This is a genomic window from Actinomadura barringtoniae (assembly GCF_017573505.1).
GTDB classification, from domain to species: domain Bacteria; phylum Actinomycetota; class Actinomycetes; order Streptosporangiales; family Streptosporangiaceae; genus Spirillospora; species Spirillospora barringtoniae.
Window position 1 is genome coordinate 63,302 of sequence record NZ_JAGEOJ010000006.1, and the last position, 21,069, is coordinate 84,370.

At 69.0% G+C, this 21,069-nt stretch carries 18 protein-coding genes and 1 pseudogene; 6 read left to right on the forward strand and 13 right to left on the reverse strand.

The features are described from left to right. Positions 1–26 precede the first annotated feature (26 nt). The 5 genes from J4573_RS15645 to J4573_RS15665 all read right to left on the reverse strand — a co-directional run bounded on the left by J4573_RS15645 (position 27) and on the right by J4573_RS15665 (position 3,498). On the reverse strand, positions 27–386 hold the full coding sequence (locus J4573_RS15645) for a hypothetical protein (protein ID WP_208256209.1): 360 nt from the start codon (positions 384–386) through the stop codon (positions 27–29). Between the two features lie 958 nt (positions 387–1,344). Further along, positions 1,345–1,755 (reverse strand): DUF6069 family protein, encoded by a 411-nt coding sequence (locus J4573_RS15650; RefSeq protein ID WP_208256210.1) that lies wholly within the window; start codon positions 1,753–1,755, stop codon positions 1,345–1,347. A gap of 104 nt (positions 1,756–1,859) precedes the next feature. Further along, on the reverse strand, positions 1,860–2,159 hold the full coding sequence (locus tag J4573_RS55315; protein ID WP_208256211.1) for an SDR family NAD(P)-dependent oxidoreductase: 300 nt from the start codon (positions 2,157–2,159) through the stop codon (positions 1,860–1,862). Between the two features lie 31 nt (positions 2,160–2,190). Next, positions 2,191–2,577, reverse strand: a complete 387-nt coding sequence (locus tag J4573_RS55320; RefSeq protein WP_208256212.1) for an SDR family NAD(P)-dependent oxidoreductase — start codon at positions 2,575–2,577, stop codon at positions 2,191–2,193. Between the two features lie 18 nt (positions 2,578–2,595). Next, positions 2,596–3,498 (reverse strand): NADP-dependent oxidoreductase, encoded by a 903-nt coding sequence (locus J4573_RS15665; RefSeq protein ID WP_372442845.1) that lies wholly within the window; start codon positions 3,496–3,498, stop codon positions 2,596–2,598. 240 nt (positions 3,499–3,738) lie between these two features. On the opposite strand from J4573_RS15665, the gene J4573_RS15670 reads away from it, so the two are divergent. Beyond that, positions 3,739–4,959, forward strand: coding sequence for a hypothetical protein (locus J4573_RS15670; protein WP_208256214.1), 1,221 nt, complete (start codon positions 3,739–3,741; stop codon positions 4,957–4,959). On the opposite strand, the gene J4573_RS15675 is transcribed toward J4573_RS15670, so the two are convergent. After that, positions 4,956–5,936 (reverse strand): GNAT family N-acetyltransferase, encoded by a 981-nt coding sequence (locus tag J4573_RS15675; RefSeq protein WP_208256215.1) that lies wholly within the window; start codon positions 5,934–5,936, stop codon positions 4,956–4,958. The genes J4573_RS15670 and J4573_RS15675 overlap by 4 nt on opposite strands. A gap of 447 nt (positions 5,937–6,383) precedes the next feature. Here J4573_RS15675 and J4573_RS15680 point away from each other — a divergent pair, with 447 nt between their 5' ends. After that, positions 6,384–7,064: a hypothetical protein gene (locus J4573_RS15680; RefSeq protein ID WP_208256216.1), complete on the forward strand. Its 681-nt coding sequence runs from the start codon at positions 6,384–6,386 to the stop codon at positions 7,062–7,064. A 123-nt stretch (positions 7,065–7,187) separates the two neighbouring features. Here the strand turns inward: J4573_RS15680 and J4573_RS15685 are convergent, their stop codons facing one another. Then, positions 7,188–7,979, reverse strand: a complete 792-nt coding sequence (locus tag J4573_RS15685) for a class I SAM-dependent methyltransferase (RefSeq protein ID WP_307796652.1) — start codon at positions 7,977–7,979, stop codon at positions 7,188–7,190. A gap of 104 nt (positions 7,980–8,083) precedes the next feature. Between J4573_RS15685 and J4573_RS15690 the strand changes: the two genes are divergently transcribed. Further along, the gene (locus J4573_RS15690; RefSeq protein WP_208256217.1) at positions 8,084–8,428 is read left to right on the forward strand and encodes a hypothetical protein; all 345 of its coding nucleotides are present in this window, start codon (positions 8,084–8,086) and stop codon (positions 8,426–8,428) included. Between the two features lie 68 nt (positions 8,429–8,496). Here the strand turns inward: J4573_RS15690 and J4573_RS15695 are convergent, their stop codons facing one another. The 5 genes from J4573_RS15695 to J4573_RS15715 form a co-directional block, all read right to left on the reverse strand. Next, on the reverse strand, positions 8,497–11,361 hold the full coding sequence (locus J4573_RS15695; protein ID WP_208256218.1) for a glycoside hydrolase family 31 family protein: 2,865 nt from the start codon (positions 11,359–11,361) through the stop codon (positions 8,497–8,499). Between the two features lie 13 nt (positions 11,362–11,374). After that, positions 11,375–13,696 (reverse strand): beta-galactosidase, encoded by a 2,322-nt coding sequence (locus J4573_RS15700; protein WP_208256219.1) that lies wholly within the window; start codon positions 13,694–13,696, stop codon positions 11,375–11,377. Positions 13,697–13,849: 153 nt separating this feature from the next. Continuing rightward, positions 13,850–14,653, reverse strand: a complete 804-nt coding sequence (locus J4573_RS15705; RefSeq protein WP_208256220.1) for an N-formylglutamate amidohydrolase — start codon at positions 14,651–14,653, stop codon at positions 13,850–13,852. 29 nt (positions 14,654–14,682) lie between these two features. Beyond that, positions 14,683–15,900 carry an RNA polymerase sigma factor gene (locus J4573_RS15710; RefSeq protein WP_307796653.1) on the reverse strand — a complete coding sequence of 406 codons (1,218 nt, stop codon included), beginning with the start codon at positions 15,898–15,900 and terminating at the stop codon, positions 14,683–14,685. Between the two features lie 116 nt (positions 15,901–16,016). After that, positions 16,017–16,394, reverse strand: a complete 378-nt coding sequence (locus tag J4573_RS15715) for a YciI family protein (RefSeq protein WP_208256221.1) — start codon at positions 16,392–16,394, stop codon at positions 16,017–16,019. A gap of 183 nt (positions 16,395–16,577) precedes the next feature. Here J4573_RS15715 and J4573_RS15720 point away from each other — a divergent pair, with 183 nt between their 5' ends. From J4573_RS15720 to J4573_RS54020, 3 genes and pseudogenes are all read left to right on the forward strand, one after another. Continuing rightward, positions 16,578–17,249: a hypothetical protein gene (locus tag J4573_RS15720; protein ID WP_208256222.1), complete on the forward strand. Its 672-nt coding sequence runs from the start codon at positions 16,578–16,580 to the stop codon at positions 17,247–17,249. A 58-nt stretch (positions 17,250–17,307) separates the two neighbouring features. Beyond that, on the forward strand, positions 17,308–17,961 hold the full coding sequence (locus J4573_RS15725; RefSeq protein WP_208256223.1) for a response regulator transcription factor: 654 nt from the start codon (positions 17,308–17,310) through the stop codon (positions 17,959–17,961). Between the two features lie 218 nt (positions 17,962–18,179). Next, positions 18,180–19,088, forward strand: a pseudogene (locus tag J4573_RS54020) (sensor histidine kinase); the annotation flags it as partial. Between the two features lie 37 nt (positions 19,089–19,125). Here the strand turns inward: J4573_RS54020 and J4573_RS15730 are convergent. After that, positions 19,126–21,021, reverse strand: coding sequence for an AMP-binding protein (locus J4573_RS15730; protein WP_307796654.1), 1,896 nt, complete (start codon positions 21,019–21,021; stop codon positions 19,126–19,128). Positions 21,022–21,069 lie beyond the last annotated feature (48 nt).

A 21,069-nucleotide genomic window follows, 5' to 3' on the forward strand; every position in this document is an offset into this window, starting at 1 on the left:
CACCGCACCAGCCACCAGCGCCCGCTTCACCGCTTCCCCAAGTCACCAGGCAGGAAGCTCCTGCAAGCGTCCCGAGCCTTCTCCGCCTTCTCCTGCGAGACCCCAGCCATCCCGCCGACCTTGAACGACCCATCAGGGCCCGGGTCCGGCATATCAACCCCGTGTTCCCGCATGCACTGCGCGAACCGAGTCATCGCGTCCCGCACCTTCGGGTCCTTCAAGTCAGGCATCTTCCCGCCCGCCTGCAGATACCCCTGGCACTTCTTCAAGGCACCCTCGAGCTTCCCCCGGTCCTGCCCCTTCTCCAGCCGCCACCCCGCCTTGTCCCCCGGCTTAGGGTCCGGCACATCAATCCCGTTCGCCCGCATGCACTGCGCGAACTTCACCCCCGCATCCTCAGCACTAAGCGATGCGGACGCCGAAGCCGAAGCCTTCACACCCCCCACACTCGCCACTCCAGATCCCCCACCACCCCCACACCCAGCAACCCCACCCACCAACACCAAACCCGCCGCGAAAACCCCAACCCGCATGACCGACCCCTCTCCCCGAGGCCCTCACCCCGGCGACAGCCATGACACCCACCAAGGGGTTAAACCCGCATTAGCCCCGCACGGTCACCCACAGTCGGAACACCGCGATGCATAGGTCTCCGAGGCCGATCGCGCGCCGTGAACGACGACGCGCCGTGAGTTGTCTACGTCTGTGTTCACACGCGCGCCTGCATGTATGGGCATAGACGAGAGGTGAGCGTGCAGGTCACCGAGATCCTCCAGGTCGGACGCGACAGGCTCTGCGGCCTCATCCGGACTGGAGGCTTTCAGCACATCAGGAACGGCGAGCTTCGCGACTTGCGGATCGGTGCCATGAGTCCTTCGGTTCGCGATGAATTCACGCGTTGTCTTGGATGTCCGAACGCGGGATCGGGATGGCGTCAGTGGGTGGGCTTTGAGGCTCCACCCTGCTGTTCTTCGGCAGCTGTGTCTCTCATGCTGCCAGGGGCAAGGCGGATGGTTCGCCGGGTAGGAGGGTGAAGCTGGCGCGGGTCGGGCGGTGCAGGGGGAACCGGACCAACAGGCTCACCTTGCCGTCGGCGGGGGTGGCCGGCTCCGATCGGCAGTCCGCGCACCGCAGCGACAGCCTGGTCCGGCGAACGATCTGGGGCAGCGCGGAAGGAGGGTGTGAAGGCATGGGTCTCTCTCAGATGGTTGAGCGCGGTCGCGTTGGCGAAGGTCGCCCAGGCTCGATGAGCGCTGAGAGCGGCGCTACTTGTTGTTGATCAGGGCAGCGGCGTCGTACTGAACGGCTAGGAGGTACTTCTTCATCGTGCGCTCCTGAGGGGGGTTAGGCGGACAGGCGGCGGGCGATGGCGGGGATGACGATCACGGCGGCGACCAGGTGGGTCAGCATCAGGAGCAGCTTCGTGGCTGCGGGGGCGTCGGCTAGGGCGTCCGGGACCAGGGACAGCGCGGTGAGCGCGATGGTGGTGCGGACGAACGTCCTGCGGGGGTGGCGGGCGACGCGGGTCTGGATCAGGGCTAGTGCCAGGCCGACCAGGGAGAAGATGGCGGTGAGCACGGCGAAACCGGACGGCGGGATCGGCTTGGCGCTGACGGCGACGTTGATTCCGGCGACGTCGCCTGCGGCGGCCACGGTCGCGGTCGCGGCGGCGGCGATGGCTGCGGCGGTCAGGCCGTTGACGATCAGGGACTTGGTGGGAACGGTGGTCGCGGTGTGAGTGGTGGTGATGGACATTGGCTGCCTCCGGTGAGGGGCGACCGGCCCGTTGCCGGTCTCACCTTGGCTACGAAGCGGATCGACACAACCCGACACTGCTGCGGAAGAATCTTTGAGGCGACTCAGGTGGTGCGGTAGCGGGTGGCCAACTCGGGGCTTTGGCCGTTGAAGGCGGCTCGGTCGGCTTCGAAGAGGGCGTGGAGTAGGGCGTCGCCGTGTAGGCCTGCGGTGACCATGTCGTCGGCGGACATGCGCGGGATCGCGTTGAGGTCCAGGCCTTGGCGTTCGTGGAACTCGGTGGCGACCGCGCCGGGGCATAGGACCATGACGCGGATGCCGGTGTCTTCTAGTTCGGCGCTGAGGGTCTGGGACATGGCGACCAGGTGGGCCAGGGTGCCGGCGTAGACGGCGCGGCGGGGCATGACGGTTTTGGGGGCGGGGCGCTGAACGCGATCATTCCGGCGACGTTGATGATGGCGCCCTGGCCGCGCTGCTGCCTACGGCGGCGCGGGTGATCAAGGTGGGGGCCATGACCTTGACGGTGACCAGTTCGCGGGCCTTGTCGGCGGGCAGGTCGGCCAGCGGCATGTAGTGCGCGACTCCGGCGTTGTCGACCAGGATGTCCAGGGGTTCGATCTCGGCCGCCTGAGCTACCGCGTCGATGCCTTGGTCGGTGGAGAGGTCGGCGGCCAGCGGGCGGATGGTGCTGCCGGGAATTCGTCTGCGAGTCCTTTCAGGCGTTCGGTACGCCTGCCGACCGCGATGACGGCGTGGCCGTCGGCGGGCGAACGCGCGGCCGATGCCCGAGGTGGCTCCGGTGACTAGTGCGAGCTTGGTCATCTTGGTCTCCCCCAGGGCTCAGGCGACTACGAGCACGAGCTTTCCGCGTGCGTGGCCCTGCTCGCTGAGGCGGTGCGCTTCGGCGATCTGGGCCAGCGGGAACGTCTGGGCGACCGGGAGGGAGAAGCGGCCGGACTCGATCAGGTCGCCGATCTCGCTGATGGAGTGGAGGGCGCGGCCGGAGTCGCCGCGGCTGAACCTGACACCGTGCTCCTGGGCTCCGGCGAAGTCGGCGACCGTGATGACGTGATCGGGGCTGCCGGTGAGGTCGATGAGTTCGGGGAGGACGCCGCTTCCGGCTACGTCCAGGGCCAGGTCTACGCCGTTGGGGGCGACAGAGCGGACTCGGTCCAGGAGGCCTTCGCCGTACGCGACGGGCTCGGCGCCCAGGGTGCGGACGTAGTCGTGGTTGGCCGGGCTGGCGGTGCCGATGACGCGGGCGCCGCGTTCGACGGCGAGCTGCACCGCGGCGCTGCCGACGCCTCCGGAGGCGCCGTTGATGAGGGCGGTGGCGCCGTTCTGGACGCCTAGCTGGTCGAGGGCGCGTGTGGCGGTCTCTACGGCGGCCGGGAGGGCGGCAGCGGCGGGGAAATCCAGGGAGGGTGGGATCGGGGCGTAGTAGGAGAGGACGGCTAGCTCGGCCTGGGCGGCGCCTTCGGTGGAGAAGCCGAAGACGCGGTCGCCGACGGCGGTGTCCGTGACGCCTTCGCCCAGCTCGTCGACGACGCCCGCGGCCTCGTAGCCCAGGGTCTGCGGGAGTTCGGGGTCCATCAGGCCCTGGCGCTTCTTCCAGTCGCTCGGGTTGACGCCGGCCGCGCGTACGGCGATCCGGACCTCGCCGGGACCGGGATGCGGATCGGGCAGGTCCACGATCTCCAGGACCTCGGGGCCCCCGAAACGGCTGAAACGGGCTGCCTTCACCATTGGCTCCGATCTCGGCATCAGGGCGGGAGTCGCGCGCCTGCCGCGTACCTGCGTGTGCGGTGTTCGCATGCCCACGCGCGCCTGCTCGTGTACCCGTGTGTGCGATGAACGCTCGTGGATGTGCCACATCATGAGCCACCCCTGAAGATCATTTGAAGGGTGGGCGGTATCGGATGATCTGGCTTGGATGTTGCGGAAGTTGCGTGTTGGGGTGGATGTGTTCCTACGATGATCGCCATGGCATTCAACGTCTTGGGCCGCTCGGCCGCCGCGGGCTCGCGGGGGCGCAGGCTTCGCCGACTTCCGATAGTCGCTCTGACCTTGGTGGTCGCCGCGCAAACGTCAGCTTGCGCGGGGAGTGGGGAGGCGAAGCCTGCGGCCGGTTCCGCGAAGGCCCCGGCGCTCGGGGCGCTGGGGGCCAACTTCAACCAGAACCTGGACGCGGTCGACTACCGGGAGCTGAACGAGGCCGGGGTGAAGTGGCTCCGCGGGTTCTTCCCGATGCCCGCGGCCGATCAGGGCGCGCCGGGCAAGAACGTGGCGATCCGGACCATTCTCGACGCCTCCAAGCGCGGTCACGGCACGATCCTGAGCCTGAAGTTCCCCTACAACAAGACCTCGTTCCCCAAGGCCGGCAGCCCGCAGATGAAGGCGGAGCTTGCCAGGGTGGACAAGGTGCTTCCTCTTGTTCTGGGGAAGGTGGACATCGTTGCCATCGGGAACGAGCCGTTCATCGAGAGTAAGGCGGGTGAGCGGGACAAGAGGCTCAACGCGTTCTACGAAACCGTTGCGAAGCATGTGATCGACGTACGCCGGAAGCGCTGCGGGGCCAACTGCAAGACCTCGCTCTACATGGGCGCGCTGAATCATATTGACCAGCCCTCTCAGCGCACTCCCGCTGTGGAGCGCTGGATGGCCTTTGTACGCAAGACGCCCGCCATCCGGGGTGTGGACATCCACCCGCACGTGGCGGCGCCGCAGAACGCCAAGGCTTACGTGAACTACATCCTGCCCCGGATGCGCAAGGACCAGCGGTTCCTCGTCACCGAGTTCTCGTTGACGCCGTTCTGGCGGAAGCACATGACCGACGTCGCCCCCGCGTCGTTCACCAAGAAGTACGGCTTCGCCAAGGGAACCAAGGTCTGGCAGGTGATTAAGGCCGCCATCAACAAGCCGTTCACCGAGCGCAAGTGGGCCGACTTCCTGGCGGCGTCCCCCTGGTTCGCTAACAATGCGAGCTTCCTGCGCGACCAGATGCGGTTGTATCGCGGTACGGGGCGGCTGGCGGTCGCGACCTACGCGTTCAAGCAGGACGACCTGATGGTGAAGAACTGGGGCCCGAAGAAGGATCCGTGGCTCATCAACAGCGTCTACGCCCGCTACACGGTGCAGTCGCGCGGGCAGCTGTCGGGGCGTAGCCCCTGGTTCCGCGACTTCAAGGCTCTGCAGGCGCACTAGGCCTTGATGAGGGGGACGTCTTGGCTGAACTTGCGGAAGCCGACGCTGTAGTAGAGCCCGCGCGCCCCGGGATGGCCTGGCGCGCCTAGGCAGGCGACCGTCATGTGGGTGGCCCCGGCATCGCGTGCCAGGTGCATGCCGTGCAGGAGCATCGCCCGGCCCAGCCCGCGCCGCCGGTAGTCCGGATGCGTTCCCACCGGCTCGAACTCGGCGGTCTTGTTCACCTCGTCCAGCCACATGATCGTCGAGGCGGCCATCGTCCCGTCCGGGGCCTCGACCAGGACGTGCAGGTCGCCGCGGTACGGCGGGGTCCGCCGGACGCCCTCGTAGCTCTCGGCGGTGTACGGCGACGGGGCCCAGGCGGCCACGTGGGCCTGGACGGCGGCCTGCGGTCCGGCCTCGTCGGCGGTACGGAAGCGGAAGCCGTCCGGCAGCGCGGGCCGTTCAAGGTCGTCGAGGTCGCGTGCGTTGAGCTGGGTCCAGGAGCCGTTGTCGCCCAGCGCGGCCGGATCAGGCTCGTAGCCGTGCGCCGCCCAGCGTTCCAAGCCGAAGTCGTCGGCGGCCTGCGGGATCACCGTGCGCTCGAGACCGGCGGCTGTCGCGTCGTACCAGTCGATGACCTCGTCCAGCAGTTCACGCTGGTCGGGATGGACCTGGTAGGCCAGGTAGGCGCTGGTGACGTCCTTGACCGACCCGTCGTTCCGCCGCACCTGGCGCGGCAACTGGGCCCAGCCCCACGCGACCAGGTCGCCGCCACCAGAGCCGGCTTCGCCGCCTCCGTCGCCGAAGTCGCTGTCGAACCACAACTTGCGCGGCCAGCTCTCGCCGGCGCTTGCGTGGTCCTTGCCCCAGTTCCACGCGAGCTCGCCGAACGAGGCGTCGGTGCCCACCAGGTCGGGGCTGACGGCCGTGACTCGCTGCGCCAAGCCCTGCATGAGCCGCACGTCCGCGGCGGTCACCAGACTCCGGTCGCCCATGGTGCGCCACTGTGCCAGGACGCCGCGAAACCGTCGAACGATTTAATTGAATCGGGCGCAACTGGGCGCTTCTCGGACGTTCATCGCAATGGCCTCGCCGGTATGCTCCAAGGGAGCCCGCGACACACCTCGACCTCTTAAATGATCAATGTTCAGCAATGGCGCAGCCGTTAGGGTGATCTTCCCCATAAGGTTATAGGGGTCGATTTCATGGTCTGAATGCGCAGGTCAATGGGCTTGCCAGTCGATCGCGGAGAGTGGACTGGCAAAGGTTCCATAGGCGTGGTTCCTATTTTGGCAAGAGGTGCACGTGGAGCCGCCGGTCCATTGGCATTACGTTCGTGGCGTTCCGCCCCCCGCCCGTCCGCCCCGCTCTTGGGAATTCCCGTTGTCGAGAGCGGGGCGGACCCCAGACCTCAGGGTCTGCCAAACCACCGGAGGAATGTCATGCGCATGCGTGCAGTGGCCATCGCGACAGCAGTCGTCACCGCATCCGTCGGGACCGGCTTCACCGTCGCGGCGGCGGCGTCCGGGTCCGAGACGCACAAGGCAGGAACGGTCTCGGCCGACAGTGGGCAACGCGGTATCAAGTGGTTCCAGGCCAAGCACCATCTGCACGCCACGGGCAAGGCCGACGCGGCCACGACCAAGGCGCTGCAGAAGGCTCCCGTGTCCGAACTCCGTCAGGCCTTCCGGTCCCCGACCGACCTGGGCCCTGCGGAGAAGGAGAACGCCCGGACGGTGATCGGCGTCGGCAAGGGCGGCAACATCCCGGAGCAGGGCCAGGTCATCGCGCTGATGACGGCCATGCAGGAGTCGAAGTTCGTGAACTACACGACGCCCGTCGACCACGACTCGCTGGGCATCTTCCAGCAGCGTCCCAGCACGGGATGGGGGACGCCGGAGCAGATCACCGACGTTCCGACGTCCACGAAGTCCTTCTACGGGATCGCGCCGTTCGGCAGCAACCCCGGCCTGATCCAGATCCCCAACTGGCAGAACCGGCCTCCGGGTGAGGTCGCGCAGGCCGTTCAGGGTTCCGCCTACCCCGACCGGTACGCCCAGTGGGAGGGCTTCGCCCGCGACTTCCTCGCTCAGGAAGGCCCCTCAGTACCGCCGATCTCCTAGGCGAGACTCCGCAAGTCCCTGAAAGTCCCGGCGAGTTCCTGACTCGCTACAAGGGCGGCTGTCGCACCCGCGACGGCCGCCCTTGGGTTTTCAGAACGAGGCTTTATGAGGGCTTACGAGGCTTCATGAACGCTTGCGGCCTACCAGGTGGAAGACGCGGCTCAGCTGGCGGTACGGGTCCCGGCGGCTGGCTTCCAGCTCTACCGCGGCCGTGGCGGCGACCTGGGTCTTGTCGCTCGCGTCCAGTTCGGCACCGCTGAAGTCCAGCCAGTCGACGAAAAGCCACACGCCGTACCAGCGCACCGCCTCCACGCCACGACGCTGGAGTTGGGCGCTGAGGTCCTCGACGGTGTCGGCTCTCGTGGGCAGGCCCAGGACACCGATCTCGGTAGAGGAGTCGAACGCCGCCAGCGCGTCGTCCCAGCGGCGTTCCAGGGCCGGGCGAACCGCTGAGGCGTTGGCGTTGCCCGCCATGATGGAGACCAGGCCGCCAGGGGCCGCGCATTGGCAGAGCTGGTCCATCAGCGGGTCCGGGTTCTCCAGGTAGCCGAGAACGCCGTGACACAGGACGGCGGCGAACTGCCGGCCATTGACCGCCTCGGCTGCCTTCTCGCCATCGGCCTCCACCAGAGTCACCCTTTGCCGGGTCTCCTCGGGAAGGCGTTGGAGCCGTTTTCTGGCTTTGTCCAGCATGGAGGGCGACGGGTCCAGGAGCGTGACGTCGTAACCGGCCTGGGCCAGAGGGAACGATTGGTGCCCCGCACCGCCGCCCACATCCAGAACGGAAGCCGGGGGCGCGGGCAGATGTTCCAGCAACTGCCGGTGCATTACGTACGTCCGTACCAGGCCCTTTACCGAGGCATACGCTTCGTCGGCGAATTGGTCAGCCAGGTCGGCCCACGTGTCGTCGTCCACTTCTCCAACGTAGTCCGGGGCTGACGATCTCCGCCCCGGGGGTGGGGTCACTCTGTTAGCGTTCGGCGATCAAACCCCCAGAACGCTCTGCAAGGAAACATAAAGTGCATAAGCTCACATACATCGCCGCGGCGCTGGTCGCGGCGGCTCTGACACTGACCGGCTGCAGCGACGACGGCTCCAAGTCCAAGGCCGACCCCAAGTCCCCCTCCGCCAGCGCCTCGAGCCAGGCCATCGCGGTCACGCCGGACGGGGAGAGCTGGGACCGGACGCAGGCCGTCAAAGAGGCCAAGCAGATGGCCCTCGACGAGAAGTCCGGCGGCAACCCGACCGGCGCCAAGGTCTGCGAGACCTTCTACAACGGCGGGCTCCAGAACGGCGGCAAGTTCCCCGCCGGGAAGCAGGCCTGGATCGCCGCCTGCCAGGAGGGCGTGAAGCAGGCAGGCTAAACAGCAGCAAGTCGTACTACACACTGCGGCCACCATCGGATGACGATCCGACGGTGGCCGCACTCGTGTCACGAGGCAGGTTGGGTGGCGCCTATCTCGGCGGCGGTGGTCCAGGGGCCACGGTTTCCGGCCTCGGTCTTGGCTACGAGCTTGAGATAGCGGGCCTGCTTGGCGGCGAAGGCGATGTGCTTGGCTGCCGAGGTATCCGCCAGGGTGCCGGTGGCCACAGGACTCCCGAACGAGGCGGCGTCCTGGGAGACATAGACCTCGTAGGCACCTACACGACCGTTCACACCACCGTCCTGGCGCGGCAGGTAGTCCAGGCCGTCGACGGTGTGGGACGCGCCCATGTCGATGACGATCTCCTGCGGGAGGGCCGCGGGCGGGTCGCTCCACTTGGAGTGCCAGATGGTCGCGGCGTCGTTGTCGATGGCGTTGGCGGCGGCGCCGTTCTCGTTGGTGGTCTCCTGGCTGCTGACGGACTTGATGGTCCAGCCGGTCTTGGGGATCTCGCGCTGGACGGGCGGGTTGCCGGTGGGCGCCGTACCGCTCGGCAGGCCGGCGCCTGAGGCGGTGAGGCTGAACGGCTGGCCAGTGGACTTGGTCCCGGTCTTGACCCGAAGGACGCCGGAGTCGAAGAACCAGCCGGTCGAGGCTGCGTCGTAGGCGGCCCGCGTGGCGTGATGGGTCAGGGCACCGTCGCCGCCCAGCGCGACCGTCGAAGGCGCCGTGGCCACATGCAGCGTCAGCTCGTAGGCGCGGCTGGCCGGCTTGCCGGTGTACGAGCCCTGGGACGCGCCGACGTTGACCGTGATGTCGCCCGTGCCACTGCCGGGAGCGGCAACGTCGATCCTCTGCCGGGCGGACTCCCCGTTGCGGTACTTGCGGGTGACCCCGTCGTCCTCATACAGCGAGAACGTGGAGTTGCCGCGAGGGTAGATGTCCAGCGTCAGGGGGTTGGCCGGCTTCTCCCCCGCATAGTTCATCTTGGGCCACATCGGAACGATGGAGCCGCCCTTGACCAGCAGCGGGAGCGTGTCCAGGGGCGCGTTGTAGCCGTCCAGCCAGCCGGGCCCCGTCCAGGTCTTGCCCGTCCAGTAGTCGGTCCACGTGCCGGGCGGAAGGTAGATGTCGTCGCGGGTGGAGGTGTCGGCCGTAACGGGCGCCACCAGGAACGCGTCACCGGCCATGAACTGCTGAGCCGTCGCGTTCCCCCGGGAGGTCGCGTCGTTGGGGAACTCCAACGCCATCGCCCGCACAGTAGGAACACCGGTCTGCGAAGCGTCGGCGGACTGCGTGTAGAAGTAGGGCGTCAGCCGCATCTTCAGCTGCAGGTACTTGCGGTTGACCGACAGGTACGGGTCGGCGAAGCGCCACGGCTGCTTGTCGTTATAGCCCGAGGAGGGGTTACTGCTGCCCCAGCCGGACATCGTCATGAACGACGGGGTGAACGCCTTCCACTGCAGGTCTCGGGAGAACGTCAACGGAGAACCGCTGTAGATGCCGTCCACGTCACCTGAGGCGTAGTTGAGAGCGGAAAAGCCTGCCCCCGCTATGGAGGGCACGTGCCAGTGCATGTCGGAGAAGTTGCCGTAGGTGTCGCCGGTCCAGACGACCGCGTTGCGATGCGTTCCGGCCCATCCGTCCACGGTCCACACGAAGCGGCGGGCGTCGGAGTTGTCCTCGATGCCGTTGACCGCCGCCTGCACGCCGTCGAACGCGGTCTGGTAGCCGCCGCCCACCCACGCCACGTCGGTCTTCACTCCGCGCGTGCCCGCCTGGCCGACCTCCCAGGCGATGTTGGACAGGCTGCGCTGGGTCCACAGACCGGTCTGGAAGCCCTGCTTCTTCAACTCGGCGACCGTCGAGGGCAGATCCTCGTACTCGCAGCCATAGCCGTCGTTGGGCAGGAACCAGCCGGACGGCATGTCCTTGGCCCGGGCCTCCTTGGCATAGGCCAGGACGTCCGGGGTCTTGAGATGGCCGGGACGGTTCTGCGGCCCCTGGTTCGGATCGGTGTTGTAGGTGGACCAGCAGTCGGCGTTGCCCAGCTCCAGCCCCCACAGAGGCGCCAGGAACGGCTTGCCCGTGACATCTGTGTAGTCGCCCAGGAGGTTCTTGGGGGTGTCCCCTACGAAGAAGAACGCGTCATAACGGTTCTCGTCGTGGCGGGTCGTGACCGGGGAGAGGAAGTCGTACTGGCCCGGCTTCCAGGTGTTGCGCATGACCGCGTAACCGTTGGTGGAGATGTAGAACGGCGCCGGGCTGGCGTGGGTGTTCTCCCGCCAGGTGTTGGACACCTTGATGGGAACGCTCTTGTCCCGCAGGGCCCACTCCCCCAGCCGCAGGCCCGTTCCATAGAACTGCTCGTCGGACCCGCGCGACAGGGTCTGCGTCGCGCTGGTCCCGTTCCAGCTCAAGCCGGCGGTCTCGGCCCACACCAGCGTCTTGTTGTCGGCCTTGTAGAGCGCGAACTTCAGCGGGGACTTGTAGACCCGCAGGTTCAGGGCGCTGGTGCTGATGCGGTAGTGGTCGCCCGCGTCGGTCCAGGTCGGGTTTACTTTGCCGAAGTCGGTGCGGGTGGCGAGCTTGCCGCCGACCGGGTCGGTGAACGTTCCGTCGGGGGCCAGCCAGAGCCGGAAGATGTCGGCGCGCGCGAACACCACGCGCACCTTGGCCTGGCCCGCGCTGACGGTGAAGGTGTCGCCCGACTGGCTGAAGCCGGTGACCGCGCCGATGGTCGTCGCGGACGCCGGTGGGGCGACGGTCAGGATCCGGGCCAGGCAGACGGCGAGGAGCACGGAGAGGAAGGCCGCGGTTCGGCGGTGCCGGGCAGAGCGCCGGGCATGGCAGCGGCGCCGGGCATGGCAGCGGCGCCAGGCATGGCAGCGGCGCCAGGCATGGCAGCGGCGCCAGGCATGGGTTCGGGGCATGGCTGGGCCTCCCTCACAGGGCGGTGAGCTTCCACTGCTGGCTGGTGTCGCCGGTATCGGTCTGCTCGACGATCTTGGCTCCGTCGGCGGTGGAGCTGCCGGTCACGCCGGCGACCTTGCCGGTGGCGACGCTGACGAGCTTCACGTAGCCGCCGTCGGTGGCGACGGTCTTCCACTGCTGGTTGGCGGCGCCGTTGGCGGGCCACTGGATGATCGGGGTGCCGTCGGCGGAGGCGCCGCCCGAGACGTCCATCACCATGCCGGAGTTGACGTTGGTGAGCGTGCTGACGCCGGTCGCGACCGAGCCGAGGAGCCAGCGCTGGTTCGGGCCGTCGTTGCGCGTCCACTGGATCAGCTGGGTGCCCGCGGTGGTGGAGTGGTCGGGCACGTCGAGCGCCTTGCCGCTGCGCCGGTTGGTCAGCACGTAGTCGCTGGTCAGCGTGGACTCGAACGTGATGGACGAGGGCTTGAGCTGGTGCAGGTCCAGCACCAGGACCGTGTTGCCGCCGGTGGTGAGCCAGGACGCGGGGCAGTACAGCCTCCGCTGCGGCCCGATCGACCAGTAGCGCCCGAGGTTGTGGCCGTTCACCCAGACCACGCCCTTGGTCCAGCCGGACATGTCCAGGTAGGTGTCGCCGATCTCGCTGAGGTCCACGGTGGCGCGGAAGAACAGGCCGGGACGCCCCGGGTCGGTGATCTTCGCCTTCAGGTCCTTGACGAACGCCTCGTCGATCGGCAGGCCGTAGGCCTGCCAGTTGGTGAGCGCGCCGTTCAACGGTCCGGCGTTGGTGAGGGTGACCTGCTGGGTGATGCCCTTGCGGTCGACCAGGCCGTGGCCGAAGTTGATGCGGCCCATGCCCTCGACCAGGATGTCCAGCGTCGGGTTCGCTCCCGCCTGCCCCAGCGCCAGGCTCGCCCCAGTGGTCACCTTCAACGGCGTGGCGTACGCGGCGGGCACCGCAGGCCGGGACATGCCGCCCTGATAGACGCCGCCCAGGAAAACGGTCGCGTAGTCATGCACGGCCGTCACGTTGAGGGTCGCCCCTGAATAGCCGGTCAGAACCTTGCGGTAGAGCATGAAGCCCGAGTTCTGCCCGTAGTTCTCCATCGGCTGCGGAGTGACGGTCTTGGCGGGCGGAAGGGCCGCGGGCAGGTTGTCCCACAGGGACGCGTAGGCCGTCGGCTTCACGGCCTGGCTTCCCGTGCGCGTGATGGTGGGAATCGGGTCAGGAACGGCCGGCAGCGGCGTGCTCAGGTAGCCGCCTATCAGCGAGCGGTACGCGGCGTACTTCGGCGCCGGACGTCCCTGCTCGGTAATGGGTGCCGCGTAGTCGTAGCTGGTGATGTCGGGCTGATAGGAGGACCCGTTGTCGGCGGCGTTCGCCCCTGCCCAATAGCCGAAGTTGGTGCCGCCGTGAATCACGTAGATGTTGAACGACAGCTTGCCGTCCATGAGCCCGCGCAGCGTTCCGGAGATGTCGGTGCCCTGCCCGGCGAACGTTCCGTCGCCCCAGTGCGTGAGCCAGCCCGGATACAGCTCGCCGACCATCGAGGGGACCGTGGGGAACGAGCGGCGGCAGCTGGCGATCGACGCCGCGTCGCCGCCGCTCAGCCCGATCGCGCCGCCGGTGACGTTGGTGTGGTTGTTCTGGACCTGCCCCAGGCCGTCCTGGGTGTAGAACGGGCCGCTGATCCCGGCGCTCAGCCACAGCTGGCGCACTTCCTCCATGTAGACGCCGTCATTGCCGTACGAGCCGTACTCGTTCTCGATCTGCACCATCAGGATCGGGCCGCCGGCCGCGACCATCAGCGGCTTCACCAGCGGGGCGATTTTGTTGACGTACCGCGTCACGGCGGCCATGTAGTCGGCGTCGACGCTCCTGCGCACGCGCAGCGCGATCGACGGCTTGGCGAGCAGGTACGGGGGCAGGCCGCCCAGGTCCCACTCCCCGCAGACGTAGGGTCCCGGGCGCAGCAGCACCCACATGCCCTCGGCCTGGCAGAGCTTGATGAACGAGACGAAGTCGCGCCGGTCGGTGGTGAGGTCGAAGTCCCCCGGGCTCTCCTCCAGGTAGTTCCACATGATGTAGAGGGCGATGGTGTTCATCCCCATGGCCTTGGCCATCTGGATGCGGTGGCGCCAGTACTTCACGGGGATGCGGGCGGGGTGCATCTCGCCGCTCCGGATCTGGAACGGCGCGCCGTCGAGGAGGAAGTTCGCGCCGTCCGCGGAGAACGCGAACGTGTGCCCGGCCGCGTCCGCGCGTCCCGGCATGGCGGCGATTCCGGCGAGAGGGGTCAGGGCGGCGACACGCAGCAGGGTGCGTCGGTGCATCGGTACTCCTTGGCGAGGGGAGCGGAGGAGTGAGCAGTCATGCAGGTTTTCGGGGGTTTTCACGCACAATGACTCATACCGGCGCCCTGACTATGAACGCTGCTGCCGCAAAGTTCAAGGGTGAGATCGGAAGAATCTGCAACAAGCTGCTCGCTATGGCGCGTTCCCGAGCACGTTCCTCCAGGTGAGTGCAACCAGCTCGGCCAGCGCCGCGGTGACCGGCTCCAGGCCCGCGACCGGCGGCCCGTTCGGCGAACGGCGCTTGATCTCGACCATGAGCCCGGTGACCTGGGCGGCCTTCCCGTAGTAGGCGGTCGGGACGTAGCAGCCGGAGAACGGCGTGTTCAGCACGACCTCGCAACCCGCGCCCGCACCCGCACCTGCGCCCGCACCCGCACTCGCGGTCGCACCCGCACTCGCGCCCGCGAACGCCTCCTGCGCCGCAGCCACCAGCTCCGGCGGCGTGTGGAAGGCGTCCGTCCCCAGGCAGACCTCGGGACGCGGGCCGTCGGCGTGGAGCTCGTACGGGAGCGGATCGGCCGGGTAGGAGTGCACGTCGATGATGACGGCCCGCCCGGTGACGCGCAGACGGTCGGCCACCAGGTCGCTCATGGCCTGCGCGTACGGGAGGAAGTGAGCCTCGACCAGCCCCAGGTCTTCTGCTTCGCGCAGCGGGCGGCCGTGGGAGGTCCTGGTGTAGACGGCCCCCATGCCCACAGAACGCATCTCCTCGCGTTCGTCCAGAAAGCGTTCCGGGTCCACGACCAGCCGAGACAGCTCATTCTGAAAAATCCAGGGCCTCGGCCTCACCCGCCCGGCAGCCCCCTCCGCGATCTGGTCGGTGTACGCGTCGGTCATATGGTCCAGCTCGGTTTCCAGCTCCGCGTCGCTGAGCAGCAGGCCGCCGCGTACGTGAGCAGGAATATCCCGCGACGCGTGCGGAACATGCAGGATCACAGGCGACGACGCCGCCCCGGCGACAAGCCTCACTGCTTTTCAGCCCTCTTCAGCAGCAGGGCGCGCTCCCGCTCGTTCCGCGTCAAAGAGGCCGCCCGCGCGAACTCGGCACGGGCCTCCTCGTCCCGGCCCAAGCGCTGCAGGAGGTCGCCCCGGACGCTGGGCAGAAGGTGGTAGCCCTTGAGGGGATCCTCCAGGGCGTCCAGCAAAGGCAGTGCCGCGGCAGGCCCTTCCGCCATCGACACCGCGACCACCCTGTTGAGCTCCACCACCGGCGACGGCGAAAGCGTCACCAGGCCCCCGTAGAGGGCGGCGATCGTGGCCCAGTCGGTGTCCTCGTAGCGAACCGCCTGGGCATGGCACCCCGCGATGGCCGCCTGGAGCGAGTAAGGGCCGGTGCCCGCCTTCCCCAGCGCGTCCATACCTCGGCGGATCAGCAGGCGGTTCCATCGCGTTCGGTCCTGGTCGGCCAGCAGGGTCGGCGCCCCGTCGGGACCGGTGCGGGTCGCCATGCGCGAGGTCTGGAATTCCAGGAGCGCGGCCAGGCCGTGCACCTCCGGCTCCTTGGGCATCAGGCCGGACAGTACGCGGGCCAGGCGCAGCGCGTCCTCGCACAGGGCCGGCCGGGTGAGGTCGTCCCCGGCGGTCGCCGAATAGCCCTCGTTGAAGATCAGGTAGATGACCTCCAGCACCGACGACAGCCGTTCCGACCGCGACTCTCCCGACGGCACCTCGAACGGCACGCCCGCCTTGGCCAGGCTCTTCTTGGCCCGCACGATCCGCTGGGCGATCGTCGGCTCGGTGCTCAGGAACGCCCGTGCGATCTCCTCGGTGGTCAGCCCGCCCAGCAGCCGCAGCGTCAGGGCGATCCGCGCGTCGGTGCTCAGCACCGGATGGCACGCCGTGAAGATCAACCGGAGCAGGTCGTCGTCGATCTCGTCGGGATCGGGCAGCTCGGGCTGGGCGTCCTCGACGCCCTCCATCGCCCGGCCGACCTCGGCGAGCTTGCGGGCGTAGGCCTCCTTGCGGCGGACGAGGTCGATCGCGCGGCGGCGCGCCGCGACCATGAGCCAGGCGCCCGGATTGTCCGGGACACCCGACTCAGGCCACTGCTCCAGGGCGGCGACGAGCGCGTCCTGCGCCAGCTCCTCGGCGATGCCGACGTCACGGACGACACGGGCCACCCCGGCGATGATCCGGGGCGAATGCATCCTGAAGACCGTCTCGACCGTCCTGCTCACGTCCACCCATCAGAGGGTATTCACTCCCCGCCCTGGGTGTTCACGGCCGCCCGCGGCGTTCACCGCCCGTCTCACCCCTTGTCCTGCCTCACCCCTTGTCCCGTCTCATCCCTTGTCCTGTCTCACCCCTTGTCGAACTCGGGCGTGGTGTCCTCCTCGATCTCGCGGACTTCGGCGGTGATCGTCCAGCCCACCGGGTGGAGCTGCAGGAACCGGTTGGTCCACTCCAGCGCCTCGGCCTTGTCCTTGGCCTGGATCATCGAGTAGCCCGCCACGACCTCCTTGGTCTCGGTGAACGGGCCGTCGGTGTAGCGGAGCTTGCCACCCTCCCAGGTCACCCGGGTGGCCTGGTCGGTCGGCAGCAGCCCGGCGGTGTCGAGCATGACCCCGGCCTTGGTGATCTCCTCCAGCAGCGCGCCCATGCGCTCGCCGAACTCCGGCCCCGGGTCGGGGAAGTCGGCGTTCTCCTCCAGGCGGATCATGGTCAGGAAACGCGGCATCGTCGATCTCCTCGATTCTTCTCGTTCGGCGAGAGGTCTTCCCCCGCTCACCCCTGTGTCGAACGAGGCGCCGCCGGATCGACAGCCCCTCGGAAATCTCTTGGACGAATTCTGCCGCGCAACCCAACCGGCCCGGAATGCGTCGGATCATCGGAGGTCCGCATCAGCACCCCGGAGCCGCACGTGCGCCTGTCCCTCGGCATCTTCGACGTCTTCACCTACGCCATACCCGGCTCGCTCTACCTGGCGTTCGGCCTCTACGTCGGCGCCCGCATGGACTGGATCGACCCCGGAAAGCTCGACGACGTCCCCACCCTCCTGCTCGCCGGCGGGATCGTGGTGATCAGCTACGTGATCGGCCACCTGACCTACCTGGCCGGAACGATCGTGGACCGCGTCTTCCCGTTCTGGGTGAAGACCTCCGCGCACGCCCGCCGGCGGTTCCTCGACAAGATGCCCCAGGCCGCCGACCGGCCCTTCATGAACGTGTCGGCCACCGTCCTGCTGACCGCGATCGAGCGGTACGACAAGGACGCCGCCCTGGAGGTCCTCCGGCTGCGCGCGGCCGGGCTGATGGTCCGCAACTGCTTCCCGCCGTTCCTGGCCGGGTGCGTGGCGGCGATCGTGGAGGCCGTCGGCGATCATCACCGGCCCACCGCGATCGTCTGCGCCGTGCTGCTCGGGCTCGCCGCGCTGGTCTCCGTCCCGGAGAACCAGAAGCTCCGCGACTGGGCCAATCACAAGACCCTCGAAGCCTGCTTCTGGACGCCGGAGATCGATGAGGTGCTGCGGCCGCCCGAGCCCGCGCCGCGGCCGGTGCGGCAGGGCCTGTGGCGGCGGCTTACCTCGGCTTAACGCCCGCGCGTGCATGCTCTGGCAGGTCAGCAAGGCCTGCCGGCCAGGGGGTGCGGTGATGCGGGTACTGATCGTTGAGGACGAGCGGCTGCTCGCCGACACCATCGCCGACGGGCTGCGCGAGGAGGCGATCGCCGTCGACGTGGTCTATGACGGCGACGTCGCGCTGGAACGCGCCTCCTACACCGACTACGACGTGATCGTGCTCGACCGGGACCTGCCGACCGTGCACGGCGACGACGTGTGCCGCGAGCTGGTCGCCGAGCGCGGGACGGGCAGGATCCTGATGCTGACGGCCGCGGGCGAGGTGGCGGAACGGGTGGACGGGCTGGCGCTGGGCGCCGACGACTACCTGCCCAAGCCGTTCGTGTTCAGCGAGCTGGTCGCGCGGATCCGGGCGCTGTCGCGGCGGTCCGCGCCGCCGCTCCCGCCGGTCCTGGAACGGGCCGGGATCCGCCTGGACCCGTACCGCCGTACGGCCGAACGCGACGGGCGGGAGCTGCGGCTCACCAAGAAGGAGTTCACTGTGCTGGAGGAGCTGCTGCGGGCCGAGGGCGGCGTGGTCAGCGCGGAGCGGCTGCTGGACCGGGCCTGGGACGAGAACATCGATCCGTTCAGCAACATCGTGCGGGTGACGATGGCGACGCTGCGGCGCAAGCTCGGCCCGCCCGGGGTGATCGAGACCGTCACGGGATCGGGGTACCGGCTGTGAACCGGCTGAGTGTGCGGGCGCGGCTGACGCTGATCTACGGGTCGCTCTACCTGGTGTCCTCGGCGGTGCTGGTGGCGGTCACCTACCTGCTGACCGTACGGGCGATGGACGACCGCTTCTCGGGCAAGATGGTCACCGAGCTGCCCAAGCAGAGCAGCACGATCGACGACCTGAACAGCCTGCAGAAGCTGCCGCCGGACCAGCGGGTCACCAAGATCATGCAGATCCGCGACCAGGTCGAGCAGATCATCGCCAGGCAGAAGCACGACGTGCTGACGCAGCTGCTGCAGAGCTCGCTGTTCACGCTCGTTCTGCTGGGGGCGCTGGCCGTGGTGCTCGGCTACCTGGTGGCGGGCCGGACGCTGCGCCCGATCCACACGGTGACCGCGACCGCGCGGCGGTTGTCGGAGAGCAACCTGCACGAGCGGATCGCGCTGGCCGGGCCGCAGGACGAGATCAAGGACCTGGCCGACACCTTCGACCGGATGCTGGACCGGCTGCACCGGGCGTTCGACGCGCAGCGCAGGTTCGTGGCGAACGCCTCGCACGAGCTGCGCACGCCGCTCACGATCAACCGGACGGTGCTGGAGGTCGCGATCGCCAGCCGCAAGAACCCACCCGAGACCAAGGCGCTGGCCGACATCCTGCTCGGCAACACCGCCCGCCACGAGCGGCTGATCGAGGGCCTGCTGCTCCTGGCCCGTTCCGAACGTGAGCTGGAGGCGCCCGTGCCCGCTCCCCTGGAGGACGTGGTGCGCAGCGCGGTCGATCAGCTGGACGACCTGGCCGGGGAGACCGACGTCGACATCACCGTCGAGCTGGCCCCGGCGACCGCGTCCGGCGACCCGGTGCTGCTGGAGCGGTGCGCGGTCAACCTGCTGGAGAACGCGCTGAAGTACAACGTGCCCGGCGGCCAGGTGTGGATCAAGACCGGCCGCCGCGGTCCGCACGCCGTGCTGCGGGTCGAGAACACCGGGCGCCCGGTGCCCTCTTACGAGGTCGCCTCGCTCTACGAGCCGTTCCGCCGCCTGCGGGACGACCGGATAGCCGACCGGGTCGGGTCGGCCGCCGGCGCCGGGCTCGGGCTGTCGATCGTGCGGGCCGTGGTGGCCGCGCACGGCGGGTCGATCGAGACCACCGCCCGTCCGGACGGCGGCCTGGCGATCACCCTCCTGCTGCCGACGCCGCCGAGCCGGGCAGCGGCGGGCCGGGCTGCGGATCGGGCAGCTGCGGCGGACCGGACACCTGCGCCGGGCCGGACACCGGTGGAACGGCCGACGGCGGAGGCGGCCAGGCCGACGGCCAGCTGACCCGGCCCTCGGGAACCTCCACGGGCCGCGGGGCGGTGTCGCCGGTGCGCGCGGCCTCGGCCCGCGCCGCCTCGGTACGGGCGGCGCCCGCCAGCCAGCGGTGCACGATCTTGCCGGTCGCGTTGCGGGGCAGCTCCCGCAGGAAGTGCACGTCGCGCGGCACGGCGAAGCGGGCGACCTGGGTGTGCACGTACGTCCGGACGGCCTCGGCGTCGACCTTCACCCCGGGCATCGGCACGATGTAGGCGGCCAGGCGCTGGCCCCACTCGTCGTCGGGCACGCCGACGACGGCGACCTCGTGCACACCCTGGAGCTTCAGCAGGGCGTCCTCGACGTCGCGCGGGACCACGTTCTCGCCGCCCGACACGACCATGCCGTCCTGGCGCCCGTCGACGAACAGCAGCCCGCGGTGGTCGACATGGCCGAGGTCGCCGGTGGACAGCAGCCCGTCGCGCACCTCCATCGGCTCGCCGCCGGTGTAGCCCTCGAACAGCATCTCGTTGGCGGCGAAGACCCGCCCGATGGTGGAACGCCCGACCGGGCGGTTCTCCTCGTTCAGGATCACCAGCCGGGTGTTGCGGGGCGGGCGGCCGGCGGTGCGCGGGTCCAGGCGCAGGTCCTTGGGGGTGGCGATGGACACCCACGACGCCTCGGTGGAGCCGTAGACGTTGTAGAGGCAGTCGCCGAACTCGTTCATGAACTGGGTCGCCAGCTCGCCGGGCAGCGCGGCCCCGCTGAGCGCCACGATCCGCAGCGAGGTCGTGTCGTACCGGCGCAGCACCTCGGGCGGCAGGTCCATGATCCGCTGCAGCATGACCGGCACGGCGTACAGCACGGCCTCGCGGTGGGTGCTGATGGTGCGCAGCGTCGCCTCGGGGTCGAACCGGCGGTGCAGCACGACCGGGGCGCGCAGCCCCCAGGCCATCTGGAGCGCCGCGTACCCCCAGGTGTGGAACAGCGGCGCCTCGACGATCATCGTCTGCTTGTGCCGCAGCGGGATCCGCGAGGTCATCGACGCCAGCGGCCACAGGCCGGGACGGGGCGGGCGGCGGGCGCCCTTCGGGCGGCCGGTCGTGCCCGAGCTCAGCACGATCGTGCGGCTCTGCACCTGCGGCGGCGACAGCTTGGGCGCGGGGCTGGCGTGGATGATCTGCTCGACCGTGAGCCCGGCCCCGGCCGGGTCGCCCGGGGTGTCCGCCCACACCACCAGGCGGCGCAGCGTGTGCGGGGTGGCGGCCAGCAGCGGCGCGAACTCGGCGTCCGCGACGATCAGATCCATGCGCAGCTCGGTCATCACGGCCCGCAGCTGCCCGGCACCGAACCCGGTGTTGAGCAGCACGACCTCGACGCCGCGCTTGCTGCACGCGACCAGGGTTTCGGCCATCCCCCGGTGGTTTCGGCACAGCACCCCGACACGCGGACGCGGCCCGTCCACCGGCAGCCCGACGGCCAGCCGCGTGGTCCGGTCGTCGAGCTCGGCGAACGTCATGACGCCCTGCTCGTCGATCAGCGCGGGCTTGGTGGGGCTGCGTACGGCCGAGGAGATGACCAGCCCGGCCAGCGTGGTCCCCCACTCACGGAGGGCTCCGATGTGATGGAACGAGCGCTGCGGCGAACCGCTGAACAGCAGCCCGGTGCGGAGCAGCAGGGACATGAGATCGCGGATGTGCCCGATCCGCTGGAGCGGTCCGGGACGGTAGGCGGGCCTGGCGTGCACCACCGCGTCCTCCTCCGGGTCACTTTCGGACACGGTACCTACGCGCCAGTAGCCGAACAAGAGCACCCGTCGACCTGACAG

What these genes read in the sequence shown, in the direction of transcription:
- J4573_RS15725 (WP_208256223.1), top strand. Translation starts at nt 17,308, where the DNA reads ATGCGGGTACTGATCGTTGAGGACGAGCGGCTGCTCGCCGACACCATC.
- J4573_RS55320 (WP_208256212.1), bottom strand. Translation starts at nt 2,577, where the DNA reads ATGACCAAGCTCGCACTAGTCACCGGAGCCACCTCGGGCATCGGCCGC.
- J4573_RS15650 (WP_208256210.1), bottom strand. Translation starts at nt 1,755, where the DNA reads ATGTCCATCACCACCACTCACACCGCGACCACCGTTCCCACCAAGTCC.
- J4573_RS55315 (WP_208256211.1), bottom strand. Translation starts at nt 2,159, where the DNA reads ATGCCCCGCCGCGCCGTCTACGCCGGCACCCTGGCCCACCTGGTCGCC.
- J4573_RS15695 (WP_208256218.1), bottom strand. Translation starts at nt 11,361, where the DNA reads ATGCCCCGAACCCATGCCTGGCGCCGCTGCCATGCCTGGCGCCGCTGC.
- J4573_RS15680 (WP_208256216.1), top strand. Translation starts at nt 6,384, where the DNA reads ATGCGCATGCGTGCAGTGGCCATCGCGACAGCAGTCGTCACCGCATCC.
- J4573_RS15715 (WP_208256221.1), bottom strand. Translation starts at nt 16,394, where the DNA reads ATGCCGCGTTTCCTGACCATGATCCGCCTGGAGGAGAACGCCGACTTC.
- J4573_RS15700 (WP_208256219.1), bottom strand. Translation starts at nt 13,696, where the DNA reads ATGCACCGACGCACCCTGCTGCGTGTCGCCGCCCTGACCCCTCTCGCC.
- J4573_RS15670 (WP_208256214.1), top strand. Translation starts at nt 3,739, where the DNA reads ATGGCATTCAACGTCTTGGGCCGCTCGGCCGCCGCGGGCTCGCGGGGG.
- J4573_RS15675 (WP_208256215.1), bottom strand. Translation starts at nt 5,936, where the DNA reads ATGGGCGACCGGAGTCTGGTGACCGCCGCGGACGTGCGGCTCATGCAG.